The 15,268-nt window shown below is 64.8% G+C and carries 12 protein-coding genes; 4 read left to right on the top strand and 8 right to left on the bottom strand.

The genetic code is table 11. The annotated features are described in order from the left end of the window. The first annotated feature begins 9 nt into the window (after nt 1-9). From tmcC to tmcA, 3 genes are read left to right on the top strand one after another with little or no spacing between them, the layout of a single operon-like run. Nucleotides 10-669, top strand: coding sequence for a TmcC family electron transfer complex membrane anchor subunit (gene tmcC / locus ACR42D_RS04075; protein WP_484565589.1), 660 nt, complete (start codon nt 10-12; stop codon nt 667-669). A 32-nt stretch (nt 670-701) separates the two neighbouring features. Then, nucleotides 702-2,021 (top strand): electron transfer complex ferredoxin TmcB, encoded by a 1,320-nt coding sequence (gene tmcB / locus ACR42D_RS04070; RefSeq protein WP_484565588.1) that lies wholly within the window; start codon nt 702-704, stop codon nt 2,019-2,021. 9 nt (nt 2,022-2,030) lie between these two features. Next, the gene (gene tmcA / locus ACR42D_RS04065; RefSeq protein WP_484565587.1) at nt 2,031-2,429 is read left to right on the top strand and encodes an acidic tetraheme cytochrome c3 TmcA; all 399 of its coding nucleotides are present in this window, start codon (nt 2,031-2,033) and stop codon (nt 2,427-2,429) included. Between the two features lie 453 nt (nt 2,430-2,882). Here tmcA and ACR42D_RS04060 read toward each other — a convergent pair whose 3' ends face one another. From ACR42D_RS04060 to ACR42D_RS04040, 5 genes are all read right to left on the bottom strand, one after another. Then, on the bottom strand, nt 2,883-5,453 hold the full coding sequence (locus tag ACR42D_RS04060) for a PEP/pyruvate-binding domain-containing protein (RefSeq protein WP_484565586.1): 2,571 nt from the start codon (nt 5,451-5,453) through the stop codon (nt 2,883-2,885). Between the two features lie 86 nt (nt 5,454-5,539). Continuing rightward, complete coding sequence (locus ACR42D_RS04055; protein ID WP_484565585.1) at nt 5,540-5,950, bottom strand: sigma-54-dependent transcriptional regulator; 411 nt, start codon at nt 5,948-5,950, stop codon at nt 5,540-5,542. A gap of 30 nt (nt 5,951-5,980) precedes the next feature. Further along, the gene (locus ACR42D_RS04050) at nt 5,981-6,352 is read right to left on the bottom strand and encodes a response regulator (RefSeq protein ID WP_484565584.1); all 372 of its coding nucleotides are present in this window, start codon (nt 6,350-6,352) and stop codon (nt 5,981-5,983) included. Nucleotides 6,353-6,363: 11 nt separating this feature from the next. Next, on the bottom strand, nt 6,364-6,798 hold the full coding sequence (locus ACR42D_RS04045; protein ID WP_484565583.1) for a response regulator: 435 nt from the start codon (nt 6,796-6,798) through the stop codon (nt 6,364-6,366). Between the two features lie 27 nt (nt 6,799-6,825). Then, nucleotides 6,826-8,571 (bottom strand): ATP-binding protein, encoded by a 1,746-nt coding sequence (locus tag ACR42D_RS04040; RefSeq protein WP_484565582.1) that lies wholly within the window; start codon nt 8,569-8,571, stop codon nt 6,826-6,828. A 285-nt stretch (nt 8,572-8,856) separates the two neighbouring features. Between ACR42D_RS04040 and ACR42D_RS04035 the strand changes: the two genes are divergently transcribed. After that, nucleotides 8,857-12,558 carry a DUF748 domain-containing protein gene (locus ACR42D_RS04035; RefSeq protein WP_484565581.1) on the top strand — a complete coding sequence of 1,234 codons (3,702 nt, stop codon included), beginning with the start codon at nt 8,857-8,859 and terminating at the stop codon, nt 12,556-12,558. A gap of 208 nt (nt 12,559-12,766) precedes the next feature. On the opposite strand, the gene ACR42D_RS04030 is transcribed toward ACR42D_RS04035, so the two are convergent. From ACR42D_RS04030 to ACR42D_RS04020, 3 genes are all read right to left on the bottom strand, one after another. After that, nucleotides 12,767-13,387 carry a nitroreductase family protein gene (locus ACR42D_RS04030; RefSeq protein WP_484565580.1) on the bottom strand — a complete coding sequence of 207 codons (621 nt, stop codon included), beginning with the start codon at nt 13,385-13,387 and terminating at the stop codon, nt 12,767-12,769. A 278-nt stretch (nt 13,388-13,665) separates the two neighbouring features. Further along, nucleotides 13,666-14,673, bottom strand: a complete 1,008-nt coding sequence (gene moaA, locus ACR42D_RS04025; protein ID WP_484565579.1) for a GTP 3',8-cyclase MoaA — start codon at nt 14,671-14,673, stop codon at nt 13,666-13,668. Nucleotides 14,674-14,681: 8 nt separating this feature from the next. Next, on the bottom strand, nt 14,682-15,044 hold the full coding sequence (locus ACR42D_RS04020; protein ID WP_071546171.1) for a molybdenum cofactor biosynthesis protein MoaE: 363 nt from the start codon (nt 15,042-15,044) through the stop codon (nt 14,682-14,684). Between the last annotated feature and the right edge of the window lie 224 nt (nt 15,045-15,268).

The following is a 15,268-nucleotide window of genomic DNA, read 5'->3' as shown; positions in this document are numbered from 1 at the left end:
GGAGCAGATATGACTGATCTTTATGTCTTCGCCACCGGCCCCCTCGCCTGGATCGCCTTCGGCATCTTCATCCTGGGCGCCATCTACCGGCTGGTCAGCATGTATTCGCTGGCCAAGGCCAAGGACGGCTCCTCCATCGCCTACATGAGCTGGTACTACGGGCTCCGCTCCATCGTCATGTGGATGATCCCGTTCAAGTCCATGGGCTGGAAGTCCGATCCCCTGATGACCGTGACCACCTTCATCTTCCACCTCTGCTTCCTGCTCGTGGCCGTGTTCCTGGGTGCGCACGTCGTCCTGTGGAATACCGCGTTCGGCATCTCCATCCCGAGCCTGCCCTCGCAGTTCGGCGATATCGTCAGCTTCGTGGCTTTGGCCTGTTGCGCCGTCTTCGCGTACCGCCGCTTCGCGCTGCCGCACGTCAAGGGCGTCACCCGCTGCCAGGACTGGTTCGCCCTGGTCCTCGTGGCCCTGCCGTTCATCACCGGCGTCCTGGCCTACCATCAGGTCGGTTCGCCCCTGGTCATGACCACCCTGCACGTCCTCTCCGGTGAACTGCTGATCGCCCTGATCCCGTTCACCCGCCTGAGCCACGCGCTATTCGTCCTGTTCACCAGGGCGTACATGGGTTCCGAGTTCGGCGGCGTCCGCCATGCCAACGACTGGTAGGCCAAACCATACAGTAACGCGAGGTACGAATAATGAGTCACATAGCTGACAGAATCATATCCGATGTCGGGCTTGAAGCCGGCGTCGCCGCGCTGACCACCGAAAAGATCGAAAAGGTGGTCACCCGGATGCTCAAAGGTGAAACCGGTGCCAAACTCCGGGCGTACAGGGAGACGTGCATGCGTTGCGGCCTCTGTTCACAGGGCTGCCACTACTACATGTCCCACGACGCCGACCCGAGCTACTCGCCGGTGAACAAGGCCACCGAGACCATGTACGAACTGATGGACAAGAAGGGCAAGGTCTCGCCCCAGCGGATCTACGAGATGGCCCAGATGGCCTACACCGAATGCAACCTCTGCAAGCGGTGCGCCCACTACTGTCCCATCGGCATCGACACCGGCTACATCATGTCCATGGTGCGCCGCATCTGCTACCTACTGGACGTGGTCCCGCAGTACATCCGCGATACCGCCCACTCCCACGCCTCGACCATGAACCAGATGTGGGTCAAGGACGACGAGTGGATCGACTCCCTGCAGTGGCAGGAGGACGAGGCCCGCGACGAGTTCCCGGACCTGCGCATCCCGCTGGACAAGGAAGGGGCCGAGGTCTACTACTCGGTCATCGCCCCGGAACCCAAGTTCCGGACCCAGCTCATCTACCAGGCCGCGGCCATCATGAACGCCGCGGGCATCGACTGGACCATGCCGTCGCACCCGGGTTGGGACAACTCGGACATGTGCATGTTCGTGGGCGACTACGAAAACATGGGCCGCCTCAAGCGCGCCCACTACGAATCGGCCCAGAAGCTGCGCGTCAAGCGCATCGTCATGGGCGAGTGCGGGCACGCCTTCCGGTCGGTCTACGACATGGGCAACCGCTGGCTCGGCCACAAGCAGATGCCGGTTCCGGTCAACCACGCCATCGAGTTCTACTGGGAGCTGATCAACGAGGGCAAGATCAAGATCACCCACCAGTACGAGAACCCGGTGACCATCCAGGACCCGTGCAACATCATCCGCGGCAAGGGCCTCATGGACAAGCTGCGCGACGTGGTCCACTTCCTTTGCAAGGAAGTGGTCGAGATGACCCCCAACCGCGAGCACAACTACTGCTGCTGCGCGGGCGGCGGCGTGATCAACTGCGGGCCGCCGTTCAAGAACACCCGCATGACCGGCAACCGCGTCAAGGCCGAGCAGCTCAAGGCGACCGGCGTGCACGACGTGGTCATCCCGTGCCACAACTGCCACGGCGGCATCGAAGACATCATCGGCTATTACGATCTCGGGATGCACGGCAAGTTCGTCAGTGACCTCATTTACGAATTGATGGAAAAACCGGAACTCTAGGAGGACGCCATGAAAAAGAATACCTTCACCCTCGCGGCCTCCATGCTGACCGTCATCCTGCTGGTTGTCGTGTACATGGCCCCCACGGCCTTTTCCCAGGACGACATGACCCAGGTGCCCGCGGACGGCTTCGCCAAGCTGGAGCGTCCCCGCGTGCCCTTCATGCATGACGCGCACAACGAAAAGGCCGGCCTGGAAGACTGCGTCGTCTGCCACCATTCCAAGAACGACGACGGCACCCGCAACATGGAGGAATCCTCCGAGGGCGAGCCGTGCAGCTCCTGTCACGCCGAGAAGCGCGACGACGGCGGCACCCCGCTCATGCGCGCCTACCACCTCCAGTGCCAGGGCTGCCATGAAAAGGAAGGCAAAGGCCCCGTAGCCTGCGCCGAGTGCCACGTTAAATGATGAGATAGACCCCCGAAATAATGAAGGCGGCTCCCTGACGGGGGCCGCCTTCTTTTTTTCGGGGTCTAGTGGGGGGGGGGGCGGCTTCCGATAGCGGGCCATCTGCACATTTTTTCCGGTCGCGCCAATCCTCACGTAGACGGCTACGCTGCGGTTGTCGCGACCGGAAGAAAATGCACAGCTGACCCACTCTCGAAAGCCTTGTGCGAGCGCGGGGGAAAGAGCCGCTGTCGGGTGCTGCGCACCCGAATCACTCCAGATGAATGAAGGATTATAGACCACTGACTCAGAAATGAACCGAAGGCTTTTATTTAACGCCCGCCCCGCGAAGCGGATAGAATAAGTTTAGGAGGGCGAGAGGAGGTTGGGGGGTCCAGGGGGGAAGGGGGAGAGAGGGCACCCTTTGGAAAAGGGCTTCCCTCTCTCCCCCTTCCCCCCTGGCCGCCGGAGGCATCAATCGAACAGTTTGAAGTCGTTGAGGAAGCGTTCCTTGCGGCGGGCGACGGCGGCTTCGTCGGACATGATCATGTCGAGTTGGCGGGTGTGGGTGATGAGGTAGCCGATGATCTTGAGGCGGTTGCCCATGGTATCGTGGTCGAGGCCTTCGACGCGGGCGAACATGTTGTCCTGTCGCACGCGTACGCGGAAGTCGAACATCTCCAGGAGGTCGCCCACGAACCGGGCGCGGCGGATGCGGCGCTCCATGTTGGCGGCCCCGCCCTTGAACTGGAACGAGGCGTAGTTCTCGCTGATCCGGTCGCCCACCAGGGCCTCGACCCCGCAGAAGTGGAAGCCGAAGCGGGACTGGAGCGAACAGTAGTTCCTGGAGACCATGAAATAGTTCTTCTGGGTGTAGCGGGTGCCTGCGGACGGCACCAGGTCCGGGTTCATGGTGGCCTCGAACATGACCGACATGAGTCCTCGGCCGTGGACCGGCGGCGGGCCTTCCCAGGGCACGGCCTGCATGCCCTCCCAGAGCATCCGCATGGGATAGGAGACGATGTGGTCGAGCAGGATGCAGCGGTCCTTGCGCTCCTGGCCCTCGGGCGAGAACCCGTCGTCCAGGTTGAGGATCCAGAACTGCTTGGGCACGTCGCAGATGAGCTGGCGGCTGGCGGCCTCGATGTAGTCGTCATGGGTGCCGAACTCGAACATGACGTTCACGGCCCGTTCGTGGCAGTAGCGCATGACGTCGTGCAGGGTCCGGCAGTTGGCGGGCTTGAACTCCGGGGACTCCGGGTTGGTCAGGTTCAGGCGGACGATGTGGCGGGCGGCCTTGCGCAGCGCGCCCTGGACCGGGCTGCCGCGCATGATCCGCTGCCGGGGATGCTCCTTGAGCAGGGGTTCCACCGCGCCTTCGTAGACCGCCCGGCCCTCGGCGTCCACGGTCAGGATGCGGCCGTTCTCGAACCGGCCCACCGCGTCCTTGACCCCGAACAGGGCCGGGACGCCGAATTCGCGGGCCACGTTGGCCAGATGCCCGGCCATGCCGCCCTGCTCGGAGATGAGCGCGCTGGCCCGGTCCAGGAGGGCCGCCCGGCTGGGCAACGCCTGGCGCAGGATGAGCACACCGCCGTCCGGGAAGGTCAGGGCGTCCACGTCCTTGCGCAGGGTGAAGGCCGGGCCCACGCCCACGCCCGGACTGGCCGTCCGTCCGCCGGTCAGCACCGGCTCCGGCAGGTGGGCGGCGGGCGGGGCCACGCCGTCCGAGGCGACGCGCATGAGCGGGCGGCACTGGAGGAGATGGAAGGTGCCGTCCGGGGTCATGGCCCACTCGATGTCCTGCGGCGTGCCGAAATGCTCCTCGATGCGCACGGTCTCGCGGGCCACGAGCAGGGCCTGCTCCTCGGTCAGGGACGGTTGCGAGCCCATGTCTCCGGTCAGCTCCTCGCGGCACACGCCCTCATGCTGGCTGCACACGTACATGTCGGCCTTCTCGGCCACGTGGACCTCTTCCACGCGCAGGGGGTCGCGGGCCACGATGAACTCGTCGGTCCCGGCCGTGCCGTCCACCACGGGCTTGGGCAGCCCCCAGACCGAGCTGATGGACACGCGGTCGTCGCGCACGTTGACCGGATTGCCGGAATAGGCCACGCCCCCGGCCACGGCCTCGACCATGGTCATGCAGCCCACGGACATGGCCACGTCGTCGTCGCGGATGCCGTGGCTCAACCGGTAGGCCATGGCCTGCCGGGAATATTTGGAGGCGACCACCTCCTTGTAGGCGTCGAGCAGGGAGGAGCGGTCCACGTTGAGCACGGACCGGTACTGGCCCGCGAAGGAGGAGCCCTCGATGTCCTCGCCCAGCGCGCTGGAGCGCACGGCCAGGTCCGGGGGTTCGCCGAGCCGCTCGGCCAGCCGGTCGTAGGCGGCCAGGATGGCCGAGGCCAGGTCGTCGGGCAGGCGGGTCTCCATGATCAGCTGCATGATGCTGGACGAGGCCTGGAACACGGACTCGCGGTCGTCGCCCGCCATGGTCTGGATGAGCCGGTCGATTTCCGTGCCGAGCCCCTGGCTCTGGGCGAACCGCTGGAAGGCGGCCACGGTGACCACGAAGCCGGACGGGATGCTCAGGCCGAGGCTCGAACCGGCCTCGCCGAGCATGGCCATCTTGGGGCCGCACAGGTCGGCGTGGTCGCGGTTGACCTCGGCGAGGTCGATGACCGGCTCGCCGCCCACGGCGTGGCTCTCCGGCTCCAGCTCCTCCATGATCCGATCGTTGATGGCCTGCATGGCCGCGACCAGGTCGTCGTGGCCCTGGGTCTCCAGCTCGCCCAGGTGGCGGACCATCTGGTAGATGGAGGTGGAAATGCGCGTGCACAGGGTGCGCACGAAGTGCATGCCGTAGGGAGTGAAGCCGCGCAGGGCCTCCTCCAGCTCGCCCATGAGTTCGTGGGCGCGGGTGTTGGCCTGGATGAGCAGCCGGAAATGGTCGTAGCGCGTGGCGAACACGCGGCGCATCTCGGCCCGCTCCTCGGGGGTCTTTTCCTTCTTGCGGAAGCGCAGCCAGTCGAACAGGCCCATGGGGTGTCGTCCTTCGGGAACAGCCTAGGTCAGGGTCGCAGGGTTCATGGGGTGGGGCGATGGAAAGGGCGCGGGAAAAGCCGTGGTCACTCGCCGCCGGCCCGGGCCGCGATGCGGTCCTCGTGGTACCGCTTGCGCTTGAAGGCGTCCTCGAGCTTGTAGAGCAGCTCCTCGAACTCCACGGGCTTCATCAGGTAGTCGAACGCCCCGAGCTCCATGCCCCGGATGGCGATCTCCATGCTGGCGTGGCCCGTGAGCATGACCACCTCGATGAGCGGATTGACTTCCTTGATCTTGTGCAGGGCGGTCAGCCCGTCCATGCCGGGCATCTTCACGTCGAGCAGGACCACGTCCGGCCGGCACGTCTCCAGCATGGCCAGGGCCTCCTCGCCCGAGCCCGCCTGCTCCACGTCCATGCCCCGGCGCTTGAGCCGCTTGCACAGGGTGTTTCGGAAGGATTCCTCGTCGTCCACGAGGAGCGCTTTCATATCGGCCATGGGCCACTCCCGTCTCGTTGTCGTTTCCGGCTACCCGGCCACGGCTTCCCCGACCTTTTCGAGGAGGTCGTCCAGGTCGCACGGCTTGAGCAGGTAGTCGAAGGCGCCGGACTTGACGCCTTCCCTGGCCGCCTGCTCCGAGCCGTGGCCGGTGAGCATGATGACCGGCATGTCCGGCACCATCTTCTTCATTATCTGCAAGACCTCTATGCCGTCCATATCGTCGAGCTTGAGATCGAGCACGGCCACGTCGAAATCGTTGTCCCGGAGCACCCGGATGGACTCCGCGCCGCTGCCCGCCGTGGTCACGAGGTAGCCGCGCTTGCCCATGCGCTTGGCCAGCACATCGAGAAAGCCGAGCTCGTCGTCGACCAGAAGCACGCGGATGGGCGTATCAGCCATGGCGGTCTCCCCTAGTCGCCCCGGCGCAGGACGATGTGCCTGGCCCGGGCCTCCAGGATCTTGTTCTCGTGCGCCTCCTTCTTGTCCTGGGCCTCGCCTATCTTGGCCATCAGGCTCTCGAGATCGCACGGCTTCATCAGGTAGTCGAAGGCCCCGGACTTCATCCCCTCGATGGCCGACTCCACGGTGGCGTGGCCGGTCAGCATGATCACCTCCACCAGGGGGTGGTCCGCCTTGATCCGCTTCAGGGCCTCGTTGCCGTCCATGCCCGGCATCTTGACGTCGAGCACGACCACGTCGAAATAGATGTCGCCCTTGTCCAGGGCGCTGAGCGCCTGCGGGCCGTCGTAGGCCACGCCCACGGTGTAGCCCCGGTTCTCCAGCCGCTTGGCCATGGTGTCCACAAAACCCTTTTCATCGTCCACGAGCAATACTCTGGCAGGCATGTCGCCCTCCCGTTGGTTGCCTTACCGTTACGCCTCCGGGGCACCGGCCCCGTCGGCCCCGTTGGCCGCGCCCTCGCCGCCGTTTCCGCCGTTCTTTCCGGCGGGCAGGCTGATGGTGAAGGTGGTGCCCCGGCCCACGGCGGAATCCACGGAGATGGTCCCGCCCAGCTTGTTGATGATCCCGTAGATGATGGACAGGCCCAGCCCCGTCCCCTTGCCCACGGGCTTGGTGGTGAAAAACGGATCGAAGATGCGCGACAGGTTGGCCTCCGGGATGCCGGAGCCGGTGTCCGACACCTGGGCCACGACCGTGTCGCCCTCCTGGCGGGTGATGATATCCAGGTCGCCGCCGCCCGGGTCCATGGCGTCGATGGCGTTGTTGACCAGGTTGAGGAAGACCTGCTGCATCTCGGACGGGCTGGCCTCGATGGGCGCGATGTTGTCGCCCAGGCTGGTCTCGATGACCACGTTGGCGTACTTGGCCCGCTGCCCGGACAGCTCGGCGATCTCCCGGACCAGCTCGTTGAGGTCGAACGACATGACTGTGGGGTCGATCTTGCGGGCGAAGGACAAGAGCTTGTGGGTGATCTCCTTGCAGCGCGCCCCTTGGGTGCGGATCTGGTTCAGGGCCCGCTGGACCTCGCGCTCGTTGTCGTCCCTGGACAACCCCTCTTCCAGGAGGTCCTGGATCCAGCCCGCCTCCTCGACCATGATGGCCACCGGATTGTTGATCTCGTGGGCGATGCCCGCGGCCAGCTCGCCGACGCTCGCCAGCTTGCCCGCCTCGATGACCTGCTCGTTCATGATCTCCTTGGCCGCGTCCGCCTTGGCCACCTTGCGGGCCATGCGGCGGCTCATGAGAAAGGCCATGACCGTGATGGCCAGGCCGCCCAGAAACAGGATGCCGATGGCCAGGTCGCGGCTGCGGTTCAAGGTGGCGAAGGCGTCGTCCGCGTCCTGCTGGTAGACCATCAGCCAGTCCCCGTCCTTGATCGGGCTGGTCACGAAGATGGTCTCGCGGTGGGTGGCCGGGTTGTCCATGACCGCCATGGCCGCCCGGCCGTGCACCTGGTCCGCCCCGCCGGTCAGGGACCGGGCCAACTCGCGCAGGAACGGGACCTCGGCGGACATGTCCCGGCGCGGGGTGGTCTGGAACTTGCCCTCGCGGTTGATGATGTAGGCCATGCCGGTCTCGCCGATGCGGATGTCCTCCACCAGCCGGTTGAAGGCGATGAAGTCCAGGGTGGAGCGCAGGACCCACTCGCGCCCCTCTGCGCGCATGCGCAGGGCGATGATGAAGTGCGGCACGCCGCGCATGCCCAGTCCCACGTCGCTGACGTGGACCGTCTTTTCGCGCACGGCCTTGAACCACGGCTCGCGGGAGTAATCCAGTCCCTGTAGCTGGAACGGGCCGGAATAGGCCACCTGGATGCCGTTCTCGTCGATGAGCCCGAGGTCCACGAAGTCGGTGCCGTGGCCCAGGGTCAGGGCGTCGTGCAGGGCCCGGATGCCCGAGGGCGTGGCCAGGTGGCCGAGGTCGATGACCTTGGCCAGGACCCGGATCTCGGACATTTTCTCGTCCAGGTAGGAGTTGATGGTCTGGTCGTGTTTGAGGACCAGTTCGCGCAGGTGGGCCTCGACCTTCTCCTCGTAGGCCACGCTGTACTGGTATCCGGCGATGAGCACGACCACAAGCAGCGGGGCGAAAGACACCAGGATGATGGTGAACATCATGCTCTTGGCCAGACCCTGGTAATAGTGCACGTCGGACATGGACCCGCTCCGTTCGGCGTTCGCGCGCCCGTTCGTCCCGGGCCGGCCACCGGCCCCGAAGACGCGCCTGTATTCCCTTTCCACATACACCGGATTTTCACATTATGGCAACAAAATCCGCAATTTCCACTGTGTTGCAGAAGACGGGGCGAAACGCCCCGCCCGCTGATGCAAAATGTACCGGCAAACAGGAATCAGATAACCGTTCACAATCATGGATTCCTCCGTCACTTTCAGCTAGAATGATTCAACGCCGAAACCACTTACTCCTCGGATAGGTTCAACATGCTGGCTTTCCTCGATAAAATAAAATTCGGTACCCCCCGCCTGCGCCGCGTCGCATTCTGGCTGCTGACCGCGTTCGTGGCCTACACCCTGTTCGGCTTCTTCGCCGCGCCCGCGATCATGAAATCGGTCCTGGTCAGCCAGGTCACGGAGGCCACCAAGCGGGAGACTTCCGTGGGGGACATCCACTTCAACCCGCTGACCTTCCGCCTGGAACTGTCCGACCTGCACATCAAGAACCTCAAGGAGGAAGGCGACCTCCTGTCCCTGAACCACATGGAGGTCGCGCCCGGCATCTCCACGGTCTGGGAACTGGCCCCGGTGGTCAGCTATCTCAAGCTCGACGGGCTTGCCGTCGACCTGACCTTCTACGGCGAGGGCAGGTACTCCTTCTCCGATCTGCTCGGCACCCCGGACAGCGTCAACCAGCAGGACGCCGAAAAGGAGCCCGAGGAAAAGGGCGCGGTCTTTCCCTTTGCCCTGTACGGCTTCGAGCTGACCAACTCCTCCATCACCTTCGACGACCGGCCCCGCAAGAAAAAGCATGTCATCTCGGACATCCATCTGCGCGTGCCGTTCACCTCGAGCATCGCGGACAAGGTCAAGGAGTTCACCCAGCCGATGTTCACGGCCGTGGTCAACGGCGACCCGGTGGAGCTCAAGGGCAAGACCCTGCCCTTCGACAAGACGCTTCTGACCGAGTTCGAGCTGGGCGCGGTGGACGTGAACCTGCACCAGTACTGGCAATACCTGCCCATCGAGACCCCGCTGGAGCTCAAGAGCGGACGGTTCACCTCGGACATCTCCCTGTATTTCGAGCGGCCCGGCGCCCAGCGGATCAATCTCTTCCTGGGCGGCGGCGGCACCCTGACCGACCTGGAGCTGACCGCGCCGGGCGACGGTTCGGTCTTCTCCATGAAAAAGCTGGCCTTCGAGATGGAGCGTTTCTCCCTGGGCGACAACGCCCTGGTCATCAAGCAGGTGACCATGAACCAGCCGTTCTTCAAGGTCGTGCGCGAGGCCGACGGCACCATCAACTGGGCCGACTATTTCCCCGGTTCCGAGCCCGGCCCTCCCGGCCCCAAGGTCAAGACCAAATCCGACACCGACTCCGCCTTTGTCCTGGACGTGCGCAAGTTCGAGCTCAACGAAGGGACCATGGATTTCCGCGACGACCTGGTCAAGGGCGGGTTCAAGCGAACCTTCTCCAAGCTGGACCTGTCCGTGGAAAACCTGTCCACCCGCGAGGCGCAGACCACCGTGTTCAAGGGGTCCTTCGGATCCGACGGGTTCATCTACCTCAACGGCGAGGCCACCCTGGACCCGGTTTCGGCCAAGGTCACCGTGGCGGGCAAGGACCTGAACGTCCCGGCCTACGCCCCGTACATCAACGAGGCCCAGCCGCTGCTGGTGGACTCCGGCAAGCTCGGCTTTTCCGTGGACATCGCCTACGCCGACCAGGACGGCGGACCGCAGGTGACCGCGCAGAACGGGACCCTGAACCTGGCCGGGCTGGCCGTGCGCAAGCCCGAGGCCGAAGCGCCGAGCATCACCCTGGGCGCGCTGGACGTGTCCGGCGCGACCATGGATCTGGCCGCCCGAAAGGTCGCCGTGGCCGAGGTCAAGCTGACCGAACCCTCAGCCTCCATGGTCCGCGAAAAGGACGGCCGCCTGGACCTGCAACGGGTCATGGACGAGGCCGCCCGGACGGGCGAGGAAATCCGGGCCGAGACCAAACAGCCGGCCGAGCCCGGTGCGGACCATCCCGCCGGAGACGGCGGCGAGCCCGAAACGCCGTGGACCGCGACCGTGGCCCACTTGGTGGTCGAAGACGGCTCCGCCGACTTCCGCGACCTGGCCCTGAAGGACCCGGCCCGGCTCGGGGTGCGCAACTTCAAGCTCGACTCCACCGGCATCACCACCGAAAAAGGCGCGGACATACCCTTTACCCTGAGCGGCGGCTGGACCGGCGGCGGCTGGTTCTCGGTGCGCGGCGAGGCGGCCCTGGAGCCGCTGGCCTCCACCGGGTCCATCCGGGTCGAGAAGCTCGGCCTGCGCCCCCTGGACAACTATCTGGCCGACGACACCGACTTGGTCGTCGCCGACGGCCAGGCCTTCGCCGACCTGAACTACACCTTCACCGGCGGCGAGACCCCGAAGTTCACCCTCAAGGGCAACACGGCCCTGGCCGGCCTCAAGGTCAAGACCACCTTCGAGGACGCCGAGATGGCGGGCATAGACCGGCTGGACGTCAAGGGCATCGACTTCGCGAACGACCCCATGGTCCTGTCCATCGGCGACATCAACCTGAACGGGCCGCGCGCCCTGGTCCACCTGGACAAGGACGGCAGGCTGAACATCCGGCGCGCCCTGCGCCTGCCCGAGCCCGCCCCGCCCGTGGAGGAGCGGACCGCGGAGGGCGAGCAGCCCGTGCCGGTGCCCGAGGCCGAGGTCAAACAGGTCGAGGAACAGACCGAGGAAAAGGCCGCCGAGGAAAAGCCGCTCTTCAAGACCCTGACCGTGGGCAAGATCGGCATGCAGAACGGCAAGGTCGTCTTCCACGACGAGAGCGTGCAACCGGCCTTCTCCACCGAGGTCACGGAAATGGCCCTGTCCCTGACCGACATCGGCCAGACCCCGGAGGCCCGGCCCAAGGTGGACTTCAAGGCCAAGATCGGGCCCACGCCCGTGTCCGTGACCGGCGTGGTCAATCCGCTGATCACGCCCATCTATTCGGACCTGGCCATCTCCGTGAACGGCATGGAGCTGGTGCCCCTGACCCCGTACACCCTGAAGAACCTGGCCTACCCCATCCAGAAGGGACGGCTCTACGCGGACGTGACCTTCAAGACCGACGACTGGGTCCTGGACGCCAGGAACAAGTTCTTCATCGAGCAGCTGCAGCTGGGCAAAAAGGACAAGCGGCCCGACGCCCCGAACATCCCGGTGGAGTTCGGCCTGTCCCTGCTCCAGGACTCCAACGGCGACATGCAGCTCAACCTGCCCATCACCGGGCGGCTGGACGACCCGAACTTCCGCATCGGCGGCATCGTGTTCAAGGCCATCATCAACCTGCTGTTCAAGGCGTTGACCTCGCCGTTCTCCCTGATCGGCTCCATGTTCGGCGGCGGGGAGAACATGGACTTCGTGGTCTTCGAACCGGGCCGCGCCACGCTCGGCGCCCAGGCGGACGAAAAGCTCGACACCATCATCAAGGCCCTGGTCGAACGCCCGAGACTCAAGCTCGAAGTGGACGGCGTCACGGACCCGGCGGCCGACAAGAACGGCCTTGTCCAGGCCATCCTGGAACGCAAGGTCCGGCAGGCCAAGTACGACGACCTGCCCCGGTCCAAGCGGGCCGAGACCACGGTGGACCAGATCACGGTCGCGCCCGACGAGTACGAGGACATGCTCTACGAGGCCTATGCCGACGAGCCGGACGAGGAGGACGTCAAGCCCACCACCCTGTTCGTCACCGACCGGCAGCCCGTGGAGGTCATGGAGAAGTTCATCCGCGACCGCATCGTGGTCACCGACGAGATGCTTCACGAACTGGCCATGGAGCGCGCCAAGGCGGTCAAGGACTACATCATCTCCAAGAACCCGGAGCTGACCGAGCGCGTCTTCCTCCTGGACAAGGATTCCAAGTCGGACGGCAAGACCGGCGTGCCCAAGCATCGGGCTGACCTGGGAATCGACTAGCGAGCGCCGGCTTCCGATAGCGGCGCATCCGCACATTTTTCCCAGGGGGCTTTGATCCTCACGTAGGCCCACTACGCTGCGGTCAAAGCCCCCAGGGAGAAAATGCGCGGCTGCACCACTCTCGAAAGCCTCGATTCGCCAACAGAGAAGAAAAAGGCCCCATCGAAACGATGAGGCCTTTTCAGTTGCGTTGGGTAATCCCGAGAAATCACTTGAGGACGATCTCGTCCAGGGGTTTGCGCTTGCGGGGCGGGACCGACGGTTCGTCGGGGTGGCCCACGGCCAGGAGGCAGACCACGCGCTGGTCCTTGGTCAGGCCGAAGCGGTCCTTGAGCGGGGCTTCGTTGAACATGCCCACCCAGCAGGTGCCCAGGCCGAGCTCCACGGCGCGGAGCATGATGAAGGACACGGCCAGGGCCACGTTCATGGCCGACGCGCCGAACCGGGCGGTCTCGGACGCCTTTTCTTCGCGCTCGGCGTACTCCTGTATGCCCTGGGTCGGTTCCTCGTCCAGGACCTTGTGCTCCTTGTAGAAAAAGGCGCTCGCCTGGGTGTCGCGGACGTATCCCTCAAGGTCCGCGCAGCAGACCAGGATGGCCGGAGCGCCCGCCAGCCAGCGCTGTTTCCTGGACACCTCGCTGGACGCGATCCACTCCCGGGTCGCCTCGTCCGTGACCGGGATGAACCGCCACGGCTGGGAATTCAGGCTGGACGGGGCCTGCCGGGCCGCCTCCAACAACTCTTGGAGCACCGCCTCGGACACGGGCTCTCCGCTAAACGAACGCACGCTGTGCCGCTCTGCAATGGCTTCCTTGACGGACATGGTCATGGCTCACTCTCTTTTTTTTCGATATTCACGATCACGCCCCGCGCAACAGGACGCCGTCTATCCTGGCGAAATACTACCGCACCAACGGCAGAGGTCAACGCCCTTCCCGCAAAAAAAGAACCGCGCCGCAGAAAGCGGCGCGGTAAAAATCATGGGTTCTCGTAGCTCCAACCCCTCCCCCGCGCTCCATTGGCGGGCAGGTGCCGGAGACGCGAGGCGACGGAGGTGCAGCCGTAGCCTTCCACGGCAACCCTCCGGCAACGAAGCGGATTCGGTGCCTACCCGCCAATGGAGGCCATGCGGGTCTTGCAGACGCCGTGATCCGAGGCGCGCATGCGGCGCAGCAGCTCGTTGCCGATGGGCTTGTTCTTTCCGGCCAACCGGATGATCTTCTCGACCTGGGCCATGCCCAGGGCCGGGTGGCGCAGGGCCGGGCGCAGCCGAAAGACCCTGTCCGAAAACAAACAGGTCCGCAGGTTGCCGTCCGAGGTGATGCGCAGCCGGTTGCAGGTGGAACAAAAATGATCGGTGTACGGGGAGATGAGCCCGATGCGGCCCAGGCCGCCCTCGATGTCGAACATGCGGGCCGGACCGTGGCGGCGCTCGCCGGACTTGGTCACCGGAACCAGTTCGGCAAAGGCGCGGGCCTCGGACAAAATCTCGGCGGCGGTCCAGACGCGCCCGTCCTCCCAGCCCGTCTCCGTGCCCACGGGCATGAACTCGATGAACCGGAAATCCACGGGATGGGTGCGGGCGAACTCGATGAAGTCGCCCAGCTCGTCGTCGTTGACGCCCTTCATGGCCACGGCGTTGATCTTCAGGGTCATGCCCGCGTCCAGGCAGCGGTCGATGTTCCTGCGGACCTCGGCGAAATGGTCGCGGCCGGTGATGGTCACGAACTTCTCCGGGTCCAGGGTGTCCAGGGAGATGTTCACCCGCCGGATGCCCGCCTCGGCCAGCCGCTCCACGTCCGGGCCGATGAGAGTGGCGTTGGTGGTCACGCACAAGTCCATGTCGGTGAAGCGCTTGGCCGCGCTGATCATGAAGTCACCGAACCCCTTGCGCACAAAGGGCTCGCCGCCGGTGAAGCGGATCTTCTGCACGCCGAGGTTGCGGGCCATGGCGATGAGCTCCATGATCTCCTCGTAGCGCAGGATGTCCGGGTGCGGGATGAACTCCATGCCCTCGCCCGCGCAGTACGTGCAGCGCAGGTTGCAGCGATCGGTCACGCTGATGCGCATGTAGCTGACCTCGCGGCCGTGCTTGTCCTCCAGATGCTCGTGCATGCCTACACCTACGCGAAAATCTCTTTCTTGGTCACGGCCTCGGACTTGACGCGGTCCAGGAAGTCGGCCAGCGCGGGCTTGACATTCTCGCGGATGTCGCCGGCCACGATCAGGAACAGCACGTCGTCGCCGGGCTGCATGTGGCCGGAATTGGCGTGGCACCAGGCGCGGAAGATACCTTCCCGTCCTTCGATCTCCTGGCGAATTTCCTCCATCTTCTCGAAATCCGGGGTGATCTCGATGGCGGTGACTTCTTCGTGGCCCTTGCGGGACCAGCCGCGCACCACGCCGTTGTGCACCAGGACCATGCCCACGTTCTCGACGAAACCGGGCTCCTTCTTCAGATCGGCCAAGGCCTTGTTGATATCCATATCCGACTCCTTGTTGTCACATTTCGTACCGGGTGAGGGTATGCCCTCACCCGGACGCAGACAACCATTTTGTTTTTCCCCCGGATCAGGCACCCGGAAGAAGCGAAAAATAATACCACGCCCCATGGAATAGGCTATGCTTGACAAAACGGCGGCACAGGCCGCCAGAAAACGGCACTCCTCCCATAGCTGACGGTTCCAAGGCATCGTACCAGGAGAGGCCG

Source organism: Pseudodesulfovibrio sp. lm2024, assembly GCF_051175575.1.
Classification (GTDB): Bacteria; Desulfobacterota; Desulfovibrionia; order Desulfovibrionales; family Desulfovibrionaceae; genus Pseudodesulfovibrio; species Pseudodesulfovibrio caledoniensis.
This window is presented reverse-complemented; position numbering and strand designations above follow the sequence as displayed.

Coding starts and splice junctions, on each gene's coding strand:
- moaA (WP_484565579.1), bottom strand. CDS start 14,673: ATGCACGAGCATCTGGAGGACAAGCACGGCCGCGAGGTCAGCTACATG.
- tmcC (WP_484565589.1), top strand. CDS start 10: ATGACTGATCTTTATGTCTTCGCCACCGGCCCCCTCGCCTGGATCGCC.
- ACR42D_RS04020 (WP_071546171.1), bottom strand. CDS start 15,044: ATGGATATCAACAAGGCCTTGGCCGATCTGAAGAAGGAGCCCGGTTTC.
- ACR42D_RS04035 (WP_484565581.1), top strand. CDS start 8,857: ATGCTGGCTTTCCTCGATAAAATAAAATTCGGTACCCCCCGCCTGCGC.
- ACR42D_RS04045 (WP_484565583.1), bottom strand. CDS start 6,798: ATGCCTGCCAGAGTATTGCTCGTGGACGATGAAAAGGGTTTTGTGGAC.
- ACR42D_RS04040 (WP_484565582.1), bottom strand. CDS start 8,571: ATGTCCGACGTGCACTATTACCAGGGTCTGGCCAAGAGCATGATGTTC.
- ACR42D_RS04030 (WP_484565580.1), bottom strand. CDS start 13,387: ATGACCATGTCCGTCAAGGAAGCCATTGCAGAGCGGCACAGCGTGCGT.
- ACR42D_RS04060 (WP_484565586.1), bottom strand. CDS start 5,453: ATGGGCCTGTTCGACTGGCTGCGCTTCCGCAAGAAGGAAAAGACCCCC.
- ACR42D_RS04055 (WP_484565585.1), bottom strand. CDS start 5,950: ATGGCCGATATGAAAGCGCTCCTCGTGGACGACGAGGAATCCTTCCGA.
- tmcA (WP_484565587.1), top strand. CDS start 2,031: ATGAAAAAGAATACCTTCACCCTCGCGGCCTCCATGCTGACCGTCATC.
- ACR42D_RS04050 (WP_484565584.1), bottom strand. CDS start 6,352: ATGGCTGATACGCCCATCCGCGTGCTTCTGGTCGACGACGAGCTCGGC.
- tmcB (WP_484565588.1), top strand. CDS start 702: ATGAGTCACATAGCTGACAGAATCATATCCGATGTCGGGCTTGAAGCC.